The following is a 15,038-nucleotide window of genomic DNA, read 5'->3' as shown; positions in this document are numbered from 1 at the left end:
CAACCAGCGCAAGTAGTTACGCTGGGTAAACGGGCATGTTTGTGGGCGCAGGATCTGCTTCTGGACATCGAGGCGCTTGAGCACGTGCTTGGGGGGCTGCGCTGCCGGGGGGTGAAGGGCACGACGGGCACCCAGGCGTCGTTCATGGCCCTGTTTGACGGTGATTCTGAAAAGGTGCGTCAGCTGGACCATCTTGTGGCCCAGAAGCTTGGGTTCGAGCGGTCCTTCCCCGTGACCGGACAAACCTATCCGAGAAAAGTGGATACCCAAGTGCTTGCGGTGCTTGCCGGAATTGGCGAGAGCGTGCATAAGTTCGCCACTGACATGCGTTTACTGCAGAACCTGAAGGAAGTCGAAGAGCCCTTCGGCGCGAAGCAGGTGGGCAGTTCAGCCATGGCGTACAAGCGGAACCCCATGCGGTGTGAGCGGGCGTGTGCGCTGGCTCGCTTTCTCATGGTTTCGCCGCTTCACGGTTCCTTCACGGCGGCCGTCCAGTGGTTTGAGCGGACCCTCGACGACTCGGCGATCAGGCGCTTGAGTTTGCCCGAAGCATTCCTGGCCTGCGACGGCATCCTGAACCTGTATTTGAGCGTGATGGAAGACCCGGCCGTGTATCCGAAGGTCATCGAAAAACACCTCCGAGCGGAGTTGCCCTTCATGGCGACTGAGAATATTCTGATGGCGTGTGTCAAAAGGGGCGGCGACCGGCAGGAACTGCACGAAGTCATCCGCAGACATGCCCAGGATGCCGCGGCCCGAGTCAAGAACGAAGGCGCTGAAAACGATTTGCTGGACCGGCTGGCGGCCGATCCCGCGATGGGCATGACGCGCAGGGAGATTGACAAGGTGCTGGATGTTCGTCAATTCGTCGGGCGGGCGCCTCAACAGGTCGACGAGTTTCTTCGTGAGGAAGTTGGCCCTGTCCTCGAACGCCATCGGGATAAACTGGGCGCTGTGTCAGACGTTCGTGTGTAGGGCGAGGAGCGTCAGGTGTCAACGATCGGCAATACACGCAGGGCGGGCCGTATCGCGGTAGTTGTGAATCCGCGGTCGGGCAATGGCCGCACGGGGAAGCGCTGGCCGACCATGGGCGCCTCGCTTCGGGAAGCCGTCGGGGCCTATACGCTGATGCTGACCGAATCGCCGGGTCATGCGACCACGCTGGTTCGCCAGGCGCTGCGGGAAGGGCACGATCGCATTATCAGCGTTGGCGGAGACGGCACCCACAACGAGGTCGTCAACGGCTTTTTCGAGGACGAGACCCTCATCAATCCCGAGGCCTCGCTTGCTATCGTTCCTGCAGGGACGGGGTCGGATCTTGCCCGGACTCTTCGCCTTCCCTGGGGCGTTGACGCCCTCCCCTACGTCGTGGACGGGATGTACACGCGCGCGGATATCGGGCGCGTCCGCTACACGACGTCCGAGGGCGACCAGGCGGTGCGGTATTTTATCAATATCGCCGATTTCGGGGCGGGCGGCGAAGTGGTCAAGCGGGTAAACAGCACCTCGAAATTCTTCGGCGGTTTTCTCTCCTTCCTGTGGGGCGTGATCTCGACGCTCGTCTCCTACGAGAACCCCGAAATACAGCTCGAGATTGACGGGGTAGAGCTCGAGGGGCGGATTAACAATGTCATCGTGGCCAACGGCCAGTATTACGGCGGCGGGATGCACGTGGCTCCTCATGCCCGTCTCGACAGCCGCGCCTTTGACGTCTACGTGATCGGCGATGTGGGCAAAACCGAAGCTGTCATCAACCTGCCGAAGCTTTACCGCGGCCGCCTGCTCAGGAAGCCCGACAAAGTACGCTACTTTCGTGCTTCACGCATCTTGGCGGACTCGTCACAAGAGGTGCTCCTGAATCTGGACGGTGAACAACCGGGCAAACTGCCGATTGCCATCCAACTGTTGCCTTCCGTACTGAATGTGGTGGTCGGGTAGCGGCGCTGCGCCTCCTTGCCTTTGTCATAGCCCCAGCTCCTCCAGACCCTGCGTCCGGAAGAACGGAATTCCGCGGGGTAATTCGGGCGTTTCTCCGGGGGACGCTGTTGGTGTACCCTATGAACCCGAGCGTCTGAGGAAATTTACTGCAAACACAACCGAGGAGATGTTGTGATGAGAATGCGTGTGCTATGTTCAACGCTGGCGTTTCTTGGATTCGCGCTGCAGGCATTGGGGGCGTTTCAGGCGGGAGTGGCCGTGCGCGATGTGACCCCTGACCCGCTTCTGCCCGTGAGCGGCGGCGCCAGTCCGACCAGTCCCGCCACCGAGCGGATGGGCAATCTGACCGTGCGTGCCCTGGTATTTGACCGGGACGGGACGCGCGTGGCAATTGTCGGGGCGGACTTCTTAGGGTTTCCTGGCGCGTTGTGCGAACGTGTTCGTGAGAAAGTGAAGGGCATTCCCCCAGAGAACATCCTGATCGGGTCTACGCACACGCATAGCGCCCCCGATATGTACGGTTTCCCGGACGGGCAAGGCGGGCACGGCGCAAACCTCGAGTATATTGCGATGGTGGTTGACCGCATGGCGGATGCCATCAACGAAGCCCTGGCGAGCCTTAAGCCGGCGTCGCTTAAGATCAATACTGGCGAGGCCCAGGGCAAGATCGCGTACAATTACTACGCTCCACAGCTCTACGACCCGCGTTGCCACGTTATTCAGGCTACCGGCATGGACGGGAAGGCCATTGCCACCCTGATCAACTACGCCATCCATCCGGAAATAATCGGTCCCGACCAGGGAATTCTGAGTCCTGACCTGTGCGGCCCGCTGTACGACCGCGTGGCCGCTAAAGGCGGCGGTACGGCTGTCTTCATGAATAGCGCTCAGGGCGGCATGGTTACAGCCGATTGCCGCGGGCCCGAGGGCAAGGACATTCAGACCTGGGAGGAATGCCAGCGCATCGGCAACCTGCTTGCGGACGAGGCGCTCCGCATCGTGGCCGAGGCGCCCGTGCAAGAGAATCCCGGCCTGTACTGCACGGCCAAGGACGTCACGTTCGACGTGGACTCCGAGGAGCTCCGCATGATCGCTTCCGCGTCGCCGATCGGGATGACCCTCAGTCCCGGCAACACGATAGTCACGCAGATGAACCTGGTGAATATCGGTAATGCGCAGATTCTGACCATTCCCGGCGAGGCGCTGCCCAATATCGGGTATTATCTCAAACGCAACATGAACGGCGAGCACAATTTTCTGTTCGGGCTGACCAACGACGCCTACGGCTATATCATGGCCAAGGTCGATTGGAACAGCTTCAAACGGTACGAATACGTTTCGGGAATGAACCTGGGCGAATTTGCGGGTGAGCACCTGATGGAGGAATGCCTTGCCCTCGTGGCCAGCAGCCCCAAACCTCACCGCGCCGGGGGCGGAACGAGTTCGTAGCCGGGCGGTGGAGAGACCGTGGACGGTCTGTCCTCCTCAGGCATCGCGCGCAATCTCGTGAACGTGGCTCTCGGGAAAGAATTGTGGGACCGGCGCCCCCGCCGGTCATTCTTCGGGAGCTCGCCGAAAAGCGTTGCTCATCGGGCGGCCTGCCGTAGCAGAGTCGACTTGGTCACCGGTTCTCGATGTTGCCGCCGGGGCCGATGGCGATATCGGAGAGGGCGTCGTATATGTGGCCTTTGGCGCGTTCGATGAACTCGTTTTCGTCGAGGGCGAAACCAGGGCTGATCTCGATGTCGACGGCGACTTTCTCGGCGGCATCCCGCCGCACAGGGAATCCGGCTTTTTCGAACCACCCTCCCCAGAGATTGCGCATGGATTCGCGCGCGGCGACCACGCTGTTGTCGCCCTCGTATGCTTTAATGGGTGTATACTCGCCGGCGCGCGGGATTTCGAGTGCGACGGGCTCATGGCCGATAAACCGCAGGGCGTCGAAGATGAAGGTCTCGAACTTGTAGCCGTTGGGTTCAGCGGGTTCGATGCGCTCGCCTTGGTCGTTCACGCAGGGGATCTTCTTGTGGGCGCGCCACCACGGGAAATCGTCGTAACTGGCGTTCAGCTTTTCGATGAATCCAACGTCAATGATGTGGATGGCAGGATTTCCGGCGGAGTGTATCAGGTTGCCCGCGGCATCGGTTTCGAGCAATTGGGGATACATGTCGAGCATGGTGTATTCGATCACGCGGTACACGCCGTCGCAAACGCAATGAACGCCCACGGCTTCACGGGGCCTGTTCTTTCGGTGGTTCTTCGAAGACATCCGCGCGTTGCGCATGACGTGATAGCCGATGAACAGCGGGTCGGCGAGCTTGACGGCCCAGTTGTCGACCTGGAAATAGCTCAGGGTGTCGATCCCGCGGTTCCGGGCATCTTCAGCGATGCCGTTGTCCACGAGCGCCGGGATGACGCCGCCGTGGCCGTTGGGATTCATGGCAAGGGCGCCGGGTTCATCGAGCATGAACTTTCCGTTCTGGTCTATACAGGGCACCATGCGCTGCTCGAAAAAGAGCACGTTGGCGGGTTCGAGTCCGAAATACCGATTCTGCTCGAAGAAGGCCTGGGTCGACGCATGGTTGGCATCACTCACCATGATGTACCAGGGCAGGACGCACTTGTAGCGGCGCTGCAGATTGCGGATCTTTTCCGCGTGGTAGCAGAAAATGCTCTTCTTCGTTATGGGGCCAATGGGATAGGCGCCCTTGGGCCCGCCGAAACCCAGGCGTGTGCCTTGGCCTCCCGCGACCAGCAGGAGTCCCACGCGGCCCTGGCGCAGCGCCTCCTCCCCCGCGTTCCAGGCGTCCCGCGCATCCTTTCCCCCGCCCTGCGGTATTAGCGGGACGGGCTCAATCCGGTCGAAACGTTCCTCGGGCGGCTCACTCTTCACCCATCGCTCGATCAGGCGGTTGATCAGCCTGAAATCGATGGAGCCGATTTGCGCTAAGAGGTTTTCGCGGGCGCTATTGCTGAGCTGAGCCCAAAAACGAAGCACGTGTTCCTGGCCGTGTTCCTCGAGGCGCTGGCGCGCGGCGGATTCCGTAATCATCGTGTAATTCTCCACGCAACCGGGTGAATAAGTGACGTTTCCCCGTTTCAGGCCGGCAGAACGGCCCGCAATAACCTATTTTATGTCCAAGATGGTGCCGCTTACTGGAATGATGTTGGGCAACGGGATGCCGTCCGGCGTTTTGACGGAGAATGTAAGCTTCTCGTTCTTCCTTCCGGGAGTCGACTTCTCCGTCAGATAGACTTCGATGATGGCGCTGTTCGGGCTGGGCCCGGGCGCGGTCTTAACGATGAAATCCTCGCCTGTCACCTTGAGGTCGAGCATCTCGAAGGGACGGTCGGCCTGCACGGTCACGGAGCCAGCCGGGGCATCATTGGATTGTGACGCGTGCCAGGTGAAGACGATCTGCTTGAGCGACAACTCGTAGAATGCCTTCACGGTCGCTTTGACGAACTGGCGGTAGCGGGGCACGCGTTTGCAGGAAGTCGTGATCACGAAGGGCTGCGAATACTCGCCAATGGAAATCCAAGGCTCGAGGGTTGCCGTGATCAGAAATTCGGGCTTGCCGGGTGTCTTCCAATCTGATTCCGGCCGTTTCGAATATGTAAGGGAGACACCCTTGTCGGCCTGGTCCATTTTCTTGACGTCGAGCAGCTCGATGGGTTCCTTGCCGACCTGACGCAGAACGAGCTGGCGCTGAGGCGTCTGGCCCTTCTCGACCTCGCCGAAATCCAGCACGTCGGGCTCCGTTTCGAACTCCGGGTCGATGCGGGCAATCACATCGACGTTCTTCATGGGGGCGTTTGGGGCGTTACACATGATGGTCAGGCGCTTTTCCGAGAGGAACCCGGAGACGCGGTCCGGATCGACGGTGATTTCCATGGTAGTCGTCTCGCCCGCCCCGATTTCCATCGAGGCGAGCTTCCCCGTCGTGCATGCGCACGTGGTGGTGATTTCCCGAACGACGAGTTTCTCGCGGCCGGCGTTCTTTACAGTCATTGTCTTGGTGGTCGGTTCGCTGTTGGGTATGGTACCCATGTCGAAGGTGTCGGTCTCCACTTCAATTATGGGTACAAACTCCTGGTTTACATCTACGGGCGGCAGCATACCGATGTCTGACGGCTTGGATGGCCGCGCGACGGTTCCGGAGCCAGGGGCGTCGCGTCCACTCAGGGCGGCATAGATGACAAACGCGCCTACTGCAATAACGATGAGAATGATGACGTAAGCTGGGCGTATTCGCATGGCTTATTTGGCGGTAAACTCCACATTATAGCGTTTCTCGGCCTGACGGAGGCTTTCCGTAAGATTTTCGTACAAGGCGGCGTTCATGTCAATATCGGTCTCGAGGGCCATCAGCAAGGCGCCCACCACCGGTTCGTAGATGGGCGTTACCGCGGCAGCCTCCGGGCAAACCTCGTGTACGCGAGCCATCATGCAATCTTTGAGCACGGGGCTGCTCCCTTTGAACACGCTGCCCGCGGTGACCAGTTCGAAGGGCTGCCGGGTCATGTCGAGTTTGCGGGCTACGGCGATTACCATGTCGCCGAGATACTTCCCGGCAGTCCTCAGGATGTCGATGGCCACGGCGTCGCCTTCAAAGGCGGCGTCGAAGACGATCTTGGCCATCGGCTGAAGGTCATCCACGGAGAGTTCGCGCCGGTACATCTTGTAGAAGAATTCCTCGACGTCTCCGCAGCCGGACTGTTTCACGAAGAGGTCCGTCAGGAGGGTCCGCGGGCGGATACCGTCGCGGGCATGGTAGACGGCATAGAGTCCCTGACGGCCGATGATGGTACCGGTCCACAAGTCGCCGAACTCTTCGTTGAGTCCTCCCGCGCGGGCTTCGTGGCCGTTCCGGTTGATGCCCGCCGCGATGACGCCGGTTCCACAAGCGATGACGATGCCGTAAGAGGTGCGCACGCTTCCGCGCATGGCGGCCATCGAGTCGTTGCGAAACACGCGGCGGGTCTTTCCAAACAAGGGGGTGTAGATTTCGCGCTCGAGCATGTCGAAATCTTCGCGAAGGTCGGCTCCGGCAATGCCCATCCCGATGCAGGCGATGTCTTCGAGGGCGAAGCCGGCATCCGCCAGGGCGCCTTCCACGGCCTTACGGTTCTCTCGCGCCGCCGGTTCAACCCCCTGATTTTCATAGTTTCCGTTGCCGCCGCGTCCAAAACCCGCGATACAACCTTGCGCGTCCGCAACAAGGCAGAAGGTCTTGGTTGCTCCTGCGTCCAATCCCATGTAGTACTTCATCACTCGGGTCTCTCTCCTGCTCGGACATCAGAAAAGCGCGGGAACGGGTCCCGCGCTTTGACGCACACTCATGATAACAGCCGGTCCTCGTCGCCGAGCTAGTTGCCTTTGACCTCCTCGAGCTTCGAACGTGCACGCGCGGCGGCCGGGGTCATGGGGTAGTTCTCCACTAGATTCTGGAGCAACTCCATGGCCTGAGGCTGCTGCCCCAGTTTCAAATGGGCCGCAGCCTGATTGAACATGCCGTAAGGCACCTTGGCGCTGTCCGGGAAATTGGTGCGAAGCTTCTCGAACTCGGCGATGCACTCGTCGTAACGGCCCAGATTGTAGAGACACTCGCCTTTCCAAAACTGGGCATTGTCGGAGATCTCGCTGTCCGGGAATCGCGTCGAGAAATCCGAGAAGAGTTTCAGCGCTTCCTCGAACTGGTCGCGCTGATAGGCTTCCATGGCTTGATTGTAGGCGGGCACAGGGTCGAGTGGTGCGGCCGCAGGCGCGGCGGGCGCCACGGGCGCCGCGGGAGCACTCTCAGCCGTATGGGCCAGCGGGTCGGGCTCGGAGGTAAGACCGGGCGCGGCCGCTGCCGCGGGTGCGGTCGCGGCGGCCTTTGGGGGCTCGACCTGTATTTGGCCGGGAACGACGTCCGATTGCGCGGAAGGCGCACCCCAGCCCGTGCTGGGTGTGGCGCCGGACGGCGTCGTAATGCCCAGGGCTTTATAGAGGGTGACGGTCAGGGAATCCAGCTTGCTCTCGAGTTGGGCGAGCTTCTGCTGGTTCTCTTCGACCATCGATTGCATCTGGCGCGCCTGCTCGTTGCTTTCGTTTACCCGCACGCCGAGGTCGGCAGCCGTTTCGTTCAAATGCTCGACGGTGCTTCCCAAGTCTTTATCCAGGCGTGCCACCTTTCGGTGCATGTCATAGATGGTGTTCGCCACGGGGTCGTTGGACGTGGATGTCGTAGCGCACCCCGTCAACACGAGGATGCCCAGCATAAGGGCCGCAATCATGGTGGAAACACGCATGGGAGACCTCACTTAGTTCGCGCGGTTGAATTCGACGCGACGGTTCTTTGCCCAAGCCGATTCGGTGTGGCCGGGATCCGCCGGATCTTCTTCTCCGTAGCTAATCGTCACCAGACGGTCGCCCGAGATTCCCAGGCGGATCAAATAATCGCGGACGGCCATGGCCCGCCGTTCGCCCAGCGCCAGATTATACTCCTGTGTTCCGCGTTCATCGCAATGCCCTTCGAGCTGGATGAGCGTGTTGGGCAGCTGCTTGATGAGCTCGGCATTTTGTTTTAGCGTGGTAAGAGCCGTGGGGTTGAGCTCTGAACTATCGTAAGCGAAATACACCGTGCCAGCCTGGCCAAGTTTTTCGAAAATAACATTCTCCTGATTGATATCGGGCAAGCCCGTTCCTGTCGTGGTCTCGGGCCCCGTGGTACGGCCTGCGCCGCTGTCCGTGGTCAGGTCGGGCGTAATCTGCGCGCCCTTCTTGCCACCGCAGCCGCCTGCCGCGACAGCGATGATAACCAAACCCAAGATGGCGAGTTTCATAGACGATTTGTGTGACATTTCTCTCTCTTCCTCTTTCCGTTAATGTGGCCGTGGCTGAACAGGTACGGTACCGCTCTGATCGTAGCAGAGTCACCACTACCGATCAACCTGAACTATTCTCGAACCTGTACGGTAAATATCACAATACAGGCAAAAGTTTCACAGAGTGCACCGGCGGGTGCGGAATTGCATTTCTCTAGCCGGCACGCCTATGATTCTTGGCCATGCGTTTGAAACTCCTGGTTGCCGCCGTCTGTTTCGTTTGCTTCTTCTGTTCGTGCGCCCGCGACCTGCGGGTGGAGAGAGGCGTTCCTTATGCCCGACCGCTCGGGCGGCAGCTCCGCCTCAACGTCTATCAGGTGAAAACACGCCCTGCGGAGCCCCTTCCCGCTATTGTAGCCATACATGGAGGCGCCTGGCTGCATGGGCCCCGTACGCAGCAATGGTGGTACCTGCACGAATTTGCCCGGCGCGGATACGTGGTTTTCGCGGTGGATTACCGAATCCTGCCGCGGTATGCATTTCCGAACTGCCTCTACGACGTCAAAGGAGCGGTGCGCTGGGTGCGGCTCCATGCCGGCGAATACGGGGTTGACCCAGACCGCATTTTCGCGTTTGGAGCGTCCGCGGGGGGGCATTTGTCGGCTTTTCTGGCAACCTCTGTGCCGGAGGACGGGTTCGAGGGCGAGCAGAATACCGGGGTCTCGAGCGCTGTCAGCGCGGCCATCAGCTTATACGGAGCGGTGGATTTGACAAAGTTCAGAGACCCGCCCGAGCGGCGGTGGTTCAATCCGGTCTGGCGCTCGTACGTTTGGAAGTTCGTAAGGGAGGCGGACTGGGCAGCGCAGGGGCAGGACCCTTATGTTTACGCCTCCCCGGTCACCTATGCGCGTCCCTTCAGCAAACCCATCTTCTTCATCCACGGGAAAAGGGATTCCATCGTTCATTCTGAGCAGTCCGTGGACGCACATGCCCGGTTGGCGGAACTTGGCGTTCCCACGGACCTGATGCTTTTCGAGGGCCGCGGCCACGCATTCGACTATAGCCATTGGAGAGAACGCAAGGAGGCGTTCGCGCGTATGCTGGAGTTCCTGGAAGTCCATGGCGGGACGCCGGCTGGGACGGTATACTCCGACAAGGCCGAGCCATTGCCTGCCGTGGACGGCACTGTCTGTGAATGAACCCGGGATCAGCTAGTCGTTTCCGCGCACTTTGCCCGGGGCACGCCAGCGAAACAGCGCCTTCAGGCGCTCCCAGAAGCTCTTTGGCTCCCGAACCGGCGCCGCCGGGGGACCGGTTACCGGCCTGCCGACGGGCACTTGGGATGCGGGAGCAGATTCCGGCCGTACGGCCCGATACAGGCCCAAGAGCGCTTTGCGGAATTCGCCCGCTGTAGCGAAACGCGCGTCCGGCGATTTGGCTGTAGCCTTTTCATAGAAGATGTCACAGCTTTCAGGCAGCGTAGGAACCACGCCGGTGATCGTCTTGTCGTCCTCTGGGAGTTGCCCTGTGAGCATCTCGTAGAACATTACGCCGAGGGCGTAGATGTCCGTCCGGTGGTCCACATCCGCTGCGCTGATGAGTTGTTCGGGGGAGAGATAAGGATGTTTCCCGAGGGTTACACCGATCCGCGTGAACGCGGGTTCGGTATCGGTAAGTTTCGCCAAGCCGAAATCCAGCAAGCGGATCGAGCCGTCGGCGAGAACCATCACGTTCTCCGGCGACAGGTCCCTATGAATCGTGAACTGATGGGCGTGCTGGAGCGCGTCAGCGACAAGCGCCAGGATGCGCGTGGTCGAGCCTAAACCCAGGCGCGAGCGCTCGCGGATGATGTCCCGGAGGCTCCAACCCTTGACGTAGTCCATGGTGTAAAAGACCAGCCTGTCACAACGGAAGGCGTCGCGGATGCGCACAATGCCGGGGTGGTTGAGTTTGCGAATGGTGCGGACTTCGCGGCCGAACCGGTGTAAGGCAGCACCGCTGGTGGTGTATTCGGGGCGAATCGTCTTCAAGGCGATGGTTTCGCCGGACTTATGGTCCAGCACCAGATAGACCATGCCCATCCCGCCTTTTCCTAGCACTTTCTTTACTTCATAGCGCTTGGCGATGTATTCACCCGGCTTGTATTCGCTCTTCGCGGTTTCCGCTGGCATGTTGTCCGCCCATATCCGTGCAACTCTGTCTGGCCGCATACTTTAGCACATCGGGTGCATTTTCGGAAAAGGGTTTGCGCAGTCACGCCGACCCTCCAACTGAGTGGCCTCCGGTACCTCGGCGTACTCTCGGCGATGGTGTTACAACAGCTGCTCCTAACGGCTATAGCGGCCAACAAGTTGAGCTTGGGCCCGGATATGACCCTGCATGGCCTTTTCCAGCGCTGCTTTCTTTGAGCCGGGCGCCAGGTCGAGGGTCGTATCCAACGCGTATAGCTTGAAGAAATATCGGTGGACGGGCCCGCGAGGCGGTGCGGGGCCGCCATAGCCGGTCTTCCGGAAGTCGTTTGTGCCCTGCACAGCACTATTAGACAACTCCCGTTCCTCAGGCGGGATGCCCTCCGCAAGTCCCGTCTCACCGGCTGGGATGTTCCAGATCACCCAATGCACCCAGGTGCCGACCGGCGCGTCCGGATCGTCGCAGATCAAGGCCAAGGACTGTGTCCCCTCAGGGATGCCGGACCATGCCAGCGGAGGCGACACATCGTCGCCGTCGCCCGTATACCGCCGCGGCATGGTTCCCTGGTCCGCGAAAGCGGAACTGGTGATGGTGAGTTTCATTGACTTTCCTCCTTCCTGTGCGGGTTCGCCGGCAGTGGCGGTTTTTTGCACGGCAGTGGCGGTTCCGGCAGGGGATGCTGCCGGCTCCGGCTGGCTTGGAGGGGCGGTCTCCGGTTCCACTTCGCGTCCGCCCGCCACCGGCGACTGGGCTTTCTGGCATCCGGCCGCGAAGGCCACTGCCAAGGCAAGAAGCCAACAGCCGGACCATCCGGCATGGAAGCGATGGGGATTGGCACTCATCTTCCGCCTCCTTTCGTCCGTTCGCGGGAGGCATACCCCAGATTCATACGCCAAGTTTCTCTACAACCCGCACCCATACTACATCGAAACCGTGTTTTTTGCGAGGGGCAGCATTTATTGACCCCTCCTGTCTGTGCCGGTAGTATGTGCGTCGTAAGGGGGCACCTTAACTGGGGACAACTGGCGTATGGAATCCGAGACGAAGGCAGAGGGCCGGAGAAATGGCATTGGCGCACCTCCCCGCGGGCTGGCGCTGCTGATGGTGCTGGGGCCGGGCCTGGTGTGGTGCGGCGAGTATATCGGCTCGGGCGAAGTGGTCTTGTCTACACGTACGGGGGCGATTCTGGGGGTCGCCGCGTTGTGGGTCCCGGCAATAGCCATCTTTGCCAAGCTGTGGATTGGAATAGCGGGCGCCCGCTACACGGTGTGTACGGGCGAGTGCATGGTCGATATGATGGGAAGGACGCCAGGCCCCCGCAACTGGGTGATTTGGCCGGTCTTGATGGGTCAGATTTGTTCCGGAGCGATTGCTACAGGGGCTTTGGCGAGCGTGGCTGCCCTATTCGCGGCATATTTCATTCCGCTCCCCGAGTTCATTCTTGGTTGGGCGATTACGTTGGCAGTGATTGCGCTGGTCTGGAGCGGCAAGTTTGACCCGCTCAAGAAAGTCATGTCGGTCCTTGTTGCGCTGATTATCATTGGGGTGTTCGATGTTGCCTGCACGACTTGGCCGGGGTGGAGCGAGGTATTCTTCGGTCTGATTGGACTGGAGGCGCCTAACCTCCCCGCGTGGGCAGTAGAAAAATACGCGATAGGCCCGGCCCCCTGGGGCGAGATCCTGCCGCTGCTGGGATGGGCGGCCGGGGGATTTGCCAGCCAGGTCTGGTACACCTACTGGGTGTTTGGCGCGGGCTACGGCATGACGAAGGGAAAGGAATACGGACGCCCCCTCGACCCCAGCGAACTCAAACAAATCGATGCCGAAACCGCCAGGAATCTCCGGGGATGGTGCCGGGCGGTCTATCTGGACGCCACAATGGCCTTCCTGATCGGGGTCACGGTGACCTCGGCGTTCATGATCGCGGGAGCGGGCGTCCTGGGACCCGTCCAGATCGCCCCCGACGGTTCGAACGTGGCGCTCGAGCTATCGCGCATTTTCAGTGAGAAATGGGGCGCTATCGGCGCGCACCTGTTCATCCTGTCCGGGCTGGCGGCCATGATCAGCACGATGCTGGGCCAGTTTGCGGGCTGGCCTCGATTGCTGGCGGACTGTTTCCGGCTGCTGGTTCCCCGTGTGGGCCGATATCCGTGGAAACACCAGTTCCGCTTCATCCTGGTCTGCTATGCCCTGTCCAACATGGTTATTGTCTATACGTTGGGGTTGAAACCGGTGTTCCTCGTCAAGCTGGGAGCAGTGCTGGACGGGCTTCTCCTCACCCCCCTGCAAGCATTGGCCGTGGGCCTGGTCCTTTACCTCGTGATGCCCCAATTCTTCTCGGAAGACGCGCGGCGCATCCTGAAACCCCACCCGATCTTCGCCTTCGGGCTGCTTCTGGCTTTTGTGGTCTTCGGCTATTTCTGCGTGGCCCGGTTTCCCGAAACCCTGGCTGCCAAATAGGCATTTGCGCGGATGGCAGACCCTCGTTTGCTATAATGGCGTGCGCCTATGCCTTGTCGTTCACGGTGCTTAAGGGGGCTGGTATGGAGAAGAAAGCGCTTGGAATCGTCGCTGTATCATGTCTGCTGCTGTTCCTTGGCCTGAGTGCGGTACCCCAAGAAACACAGGCCGCTGCGCCTGCCGTCGAACCCGATCCCCTGCCGCCGCTTACGGATGAACCGGGATTCGAATCCCTCTTTGACGGGAAAACCTTGACCGGATGGAAAGCCGCGGACGCGAGCTTCTGGTCCGTAGAGGATGGTGCCATTACAGCCAAGATCACCGCGGAACATCCCACCAGCCGCAACCATTACCTCGTCTGGCAGGGAGGAAAGCTCGAAGACTTCGAACTGAAGCTCCGCCACCGCATCATCAGCGATGAGAGCGTCAATGGAGGTTTTCAGTTCCGCAGCGAGATGTTCAACGGCGACATTACGGACGACTGCCGCGGGTACCAGGTCGACAACAACACCCAAACGCCCTGGCTGGTGCGGTTGTACGACGAGTTCGGCCGTCATACCCTTGCCTGGCGCGGCGAGAAGACCGTGTTCGCTACGGACGGCGCGCCAACGACGACCAGGCTCGAGGACGCCGACGCTCCCGCGCGATTCAAGCTCGAGGACTGGCATGAATACCACCTGCTCTGCCGCGGACCGGTCATCACGCTGAAAGTCAACGGCCGGACCGTTGCCGAAGTCGAGGACAACGACCCCAATCAGCAGGACTTCTCGGGCATCCTTGCCCTCCAACTGCACAGCGGCGCCCCCATGACCGTGCAGTTCAAAGATATTCGCCTGAAACGCCTCAACGGGGGGACATCCCCCGCGGAGTAGCTGCGAGTGCTTTTCTAGACCTGGCGCCGGGGCACGGTTTTTTTCACGGCCGCTGAGCCTACAATATAAGGCACTGTGGCAATCGCTCAAACGTTATCATATCCGATCGCCTTTTTGCGTTCGTGATTCGTTGTATCATGCCGGAAGAGAATGGCAATGCGTGGAGAGAGGTGGGCGGTAAGGTACACGATGACGGCGAGAACGGTTTGTGTTGGGGCTCCTCTCGTTCTTTTGACCCTGGTGGTTTGTTATCCCTGTTTTGCCGACGGCGGGTTCTTTCCTCTTGAAATTGTGGATCAGCCAACCGTCGAGACCGGGCAACGGGCGCTCTTGCATGTGCAGGAAGCAGATGCTGACGCGCGCTTCCGCACGCTCCTCTCGCCCGAGGATATGGCCGAGGACAATGCATTCGTGCCGCGAGATGTCGACTATCTGGGAACCACCATCACTGTCTTTCCCGAGGAATCGAAGATTCGATTGGGCGCTATGGTTGCGCTGCCGGTATTGCTCTCCTGGCCCATGGTGCGAGCCCGAAAGCGTACGGGACACAGGCGATGGTCGATGGCTGCCTTGCTCCTGCTGTTGTTGCCTCTGGTTATGGGTTGAGCACGTCGTCACAGATGCCCGGCGACGCAAAGAAATGGCGCGCCCGGTGCGATTCGAACGCACGACCTATTGCTCCGGAGGCAGAGGGCAGTCAATCGTAAGTGCTGAGAATAAGGAACTTACGGAGCCGGATTCTGACGCTTGCACCAATGCTTGCACCAG

At 60.3% G+C, this 15,038-nt stretch carries 14 protein-coding genes; 7 read left to right on the top strand and 7 right to left on the bottom strand.

Annotated elements, in window-relative coordinates:
- The 3 genes from PLJ71_12440 to PLJ71_12430 form a co-directional block, all read left to right on the top strand.
- Positions 1 to 975: lyase family protein (locus PLJ71_12440; GenBank protein HQM49487.1), on the top strand; the 975-nt coding region annotated here is incomplete at its 5' end.
- A 15-nt stretch (positions 976 to 990) separates the two neighbouring features.
- On the top strand, positions 991 to 1,938 hold the full coding sequence (locus PLJ71_12435) for a diacylglycerol kinase family lipid kinase (protein HQM49486.1): 948 nt from the start codon (positions 991 to 993) through the stop codon (positions 1,936 to 1,938).
- A 180-nt stretch (positions 1,939 to 2,118) separates the two neighbouring features.
- The gene (locus PLJ71_12430; GenBank protein ID HQM49485.1) at positions 2,119 to 3,387 is read left to right on the top strand and encodes a hypothetical protein; all 1,269 of its coding nucleotides are present in this window, start codon (positions 2,119 to 2,121) and stop codon (positions 3,385 to 3,387) included.
- 172 nt (positions 3,388 to 3,559) lie between these two features.
- Here PLJ71_12430 and PLJ71_12425 read toward each other — a convergent pair whose 3' ends face one another.
- From PLJ71_12425 to pal, 5 genes are all read right to left on the bottom strand, one after another.
- Entirely contained in the window at positions 3,560 to 4,990 is a 1,431-nt protein-coding gene (locus PLJ71_12425) for a UDPGP type 1 family protein (GenBank protein HQM49484.1), read from the bottom strand.
- A 75-nt stretch (positions 4,991 to 5,065) separates the two neighbouring features.
- Positions 5,066 to 6,196: a DUF1573 domain-containing protein gene (locus PLJ71_12420; GenBank protein HQM49483.1), complete on the bottom strand. Its 1,131-nt coding sequence runs from the start codon at positions 6,194 to 6,196 to the stop codon at positions 5,066 to 5,068.
- A gap of 3 nt (positions 6,197 to 6,199) precedes the next feature.
- Entirely contained in the window at positions 6,200 to 7,210 is a 1,011-nt protein-coding gene (locus tag PLJ71_12415; protein ID HQM49482.1) for a BadF/BadG/BcrA/BcrD ATPase family protein, read from the bottom strand.
- 98 nt (positions 7,211 to 7,308) lie between these two features.
- The gene (gene ybgF / locus PLJ71_12410) at positions 7,309 to 8,232 is read right to left on the bottom strand and encodes a tol-pal system protein YbgF (protein ID HQM49481.1); all 924 of its coding nucleotides are present in this window, start codon (positions 8,230 to 8,232) and stop codon (positions 7,309 to 7,311) included.
- Positions 8,233 to 8,244: 12 nt separating this feature from the next.
- Positions 8,245 to 8,784 carry a peptidoglycan-associated lipoprotein Pal gene (gene pal, locus PLJ71_12405; protein HQM49480.1) on the bottom strand — a complete coding sequence of 180 codons (540 nt, stop codon included), beginning with the start codon at positions 8,782 to 8,784 and terminating at the stop codon, positions 8,245 to 8,247.
- A 206-nt stretch (positions 8,785 to 8,990) separates the two neighbouring features.
- On the opposite strand from pal, the gene PLJ71_12400 reads away from it, so the two are divergent.
- Positions 8,991 to 9,947, top strand: coding sequence for an alpha/beta hydrolase (locus tag PLJ71_12400; GenBank protein ID HQM49479.1), 957 nt, complete (start codon positions 8,991 to 8,993; stop codon positions 9,945 to 9,947).
- A 12-nt stretch (positions 9,948 to 9,959) separates the two neighbouring features.
- Here the strand turns inward: PLJ71_12400 and PLJ71_12395 are convergent, their stop codons facing one another.
- Both PLJ71_12395 and PLJ71_12390 read right to left on the bottom strand, forming a co-directional pair.
- Positions 9,960 to 10,919, bottom strand: coding sequence for a serine/threonine-protein kinase (locus PLJ71_12395; protein HQM49478.1), 960 nt, complete (start codon positions 10,917 to 10,919; stop codon positions 9,960 to 9,962).
- A 156-nt stretch (positions 10,920 to 11,075) separates the two neighbouring features.
- A complete protein-coding gene (locus PLJ71_12390; GenBank protein HQM49477.1) occupies positions 11,076 to 11,540 on the bottom strand; it encodes a YbhB/YbcL family Raf kinase inhibitor-like protein in 465 nt (154 codons plus the stop codon).
- Between the two features lie 427 nt (positions 11,541 to 11,967).
- Here PLJ71_12390 and PLJ71_12385 point away from each other — a divergent pair, with 427 nt between their 5' ends.
- From PLJ71_12385 to PLJ71_12375, 3 genes are all read left to right on the top strand, one after another.
- Positions 11,968 to 13,398, top strand: a complete 1,431-nt coding sequence (locus PLJ71_12385) for an Nramp family divalent metal transporter (protein HQM49476.1) — start codon at positions 11,968 to 11,970, stop codon at positions 13,396 to 13,398.
- An 83-nt stretch (positions 13,399 to 13,481) separates the two neighbouring features.
- Positions 13,482 to 14,270, top strand: a complete 789-nt coding sequence (locus PLJ71_12380) for a DUF1080 domain-containing protein (protein ID HQM49475.1) — start codon at positions 13,482 to 13,484, stop codon at positions 14,268 to 14,270.
- A gap of 189 nt (positions 14,271 to 14,459) precedes the next feature.
- The gene (locus tag PLJ71_12375; GenBank protein HQM49474.1) at positions 14,460 to 14,876 is read left to right on the top strand and encodes a hypothetical protein; all 417 of its coding nucleotides are present in this window, start codon (positions 14,460 to 14,462) and stop codon (positions 14,874 to 14,876) included.
- Positions 14,877 to 15,038 lie beyond the last annotated feature (162 nt).

Source organism: Candidatus Hydrogenedentota bacterium, from assembly GCA_035416745.1.
GTDB lineage: Bacteria > Hydrogenedentota > Hydrogenedentia > Hydrogenedentales > SLHB01 > UBA2224.
This window is presented reverse-complemented; position numbering and strand designations above follow the sequence as displayed.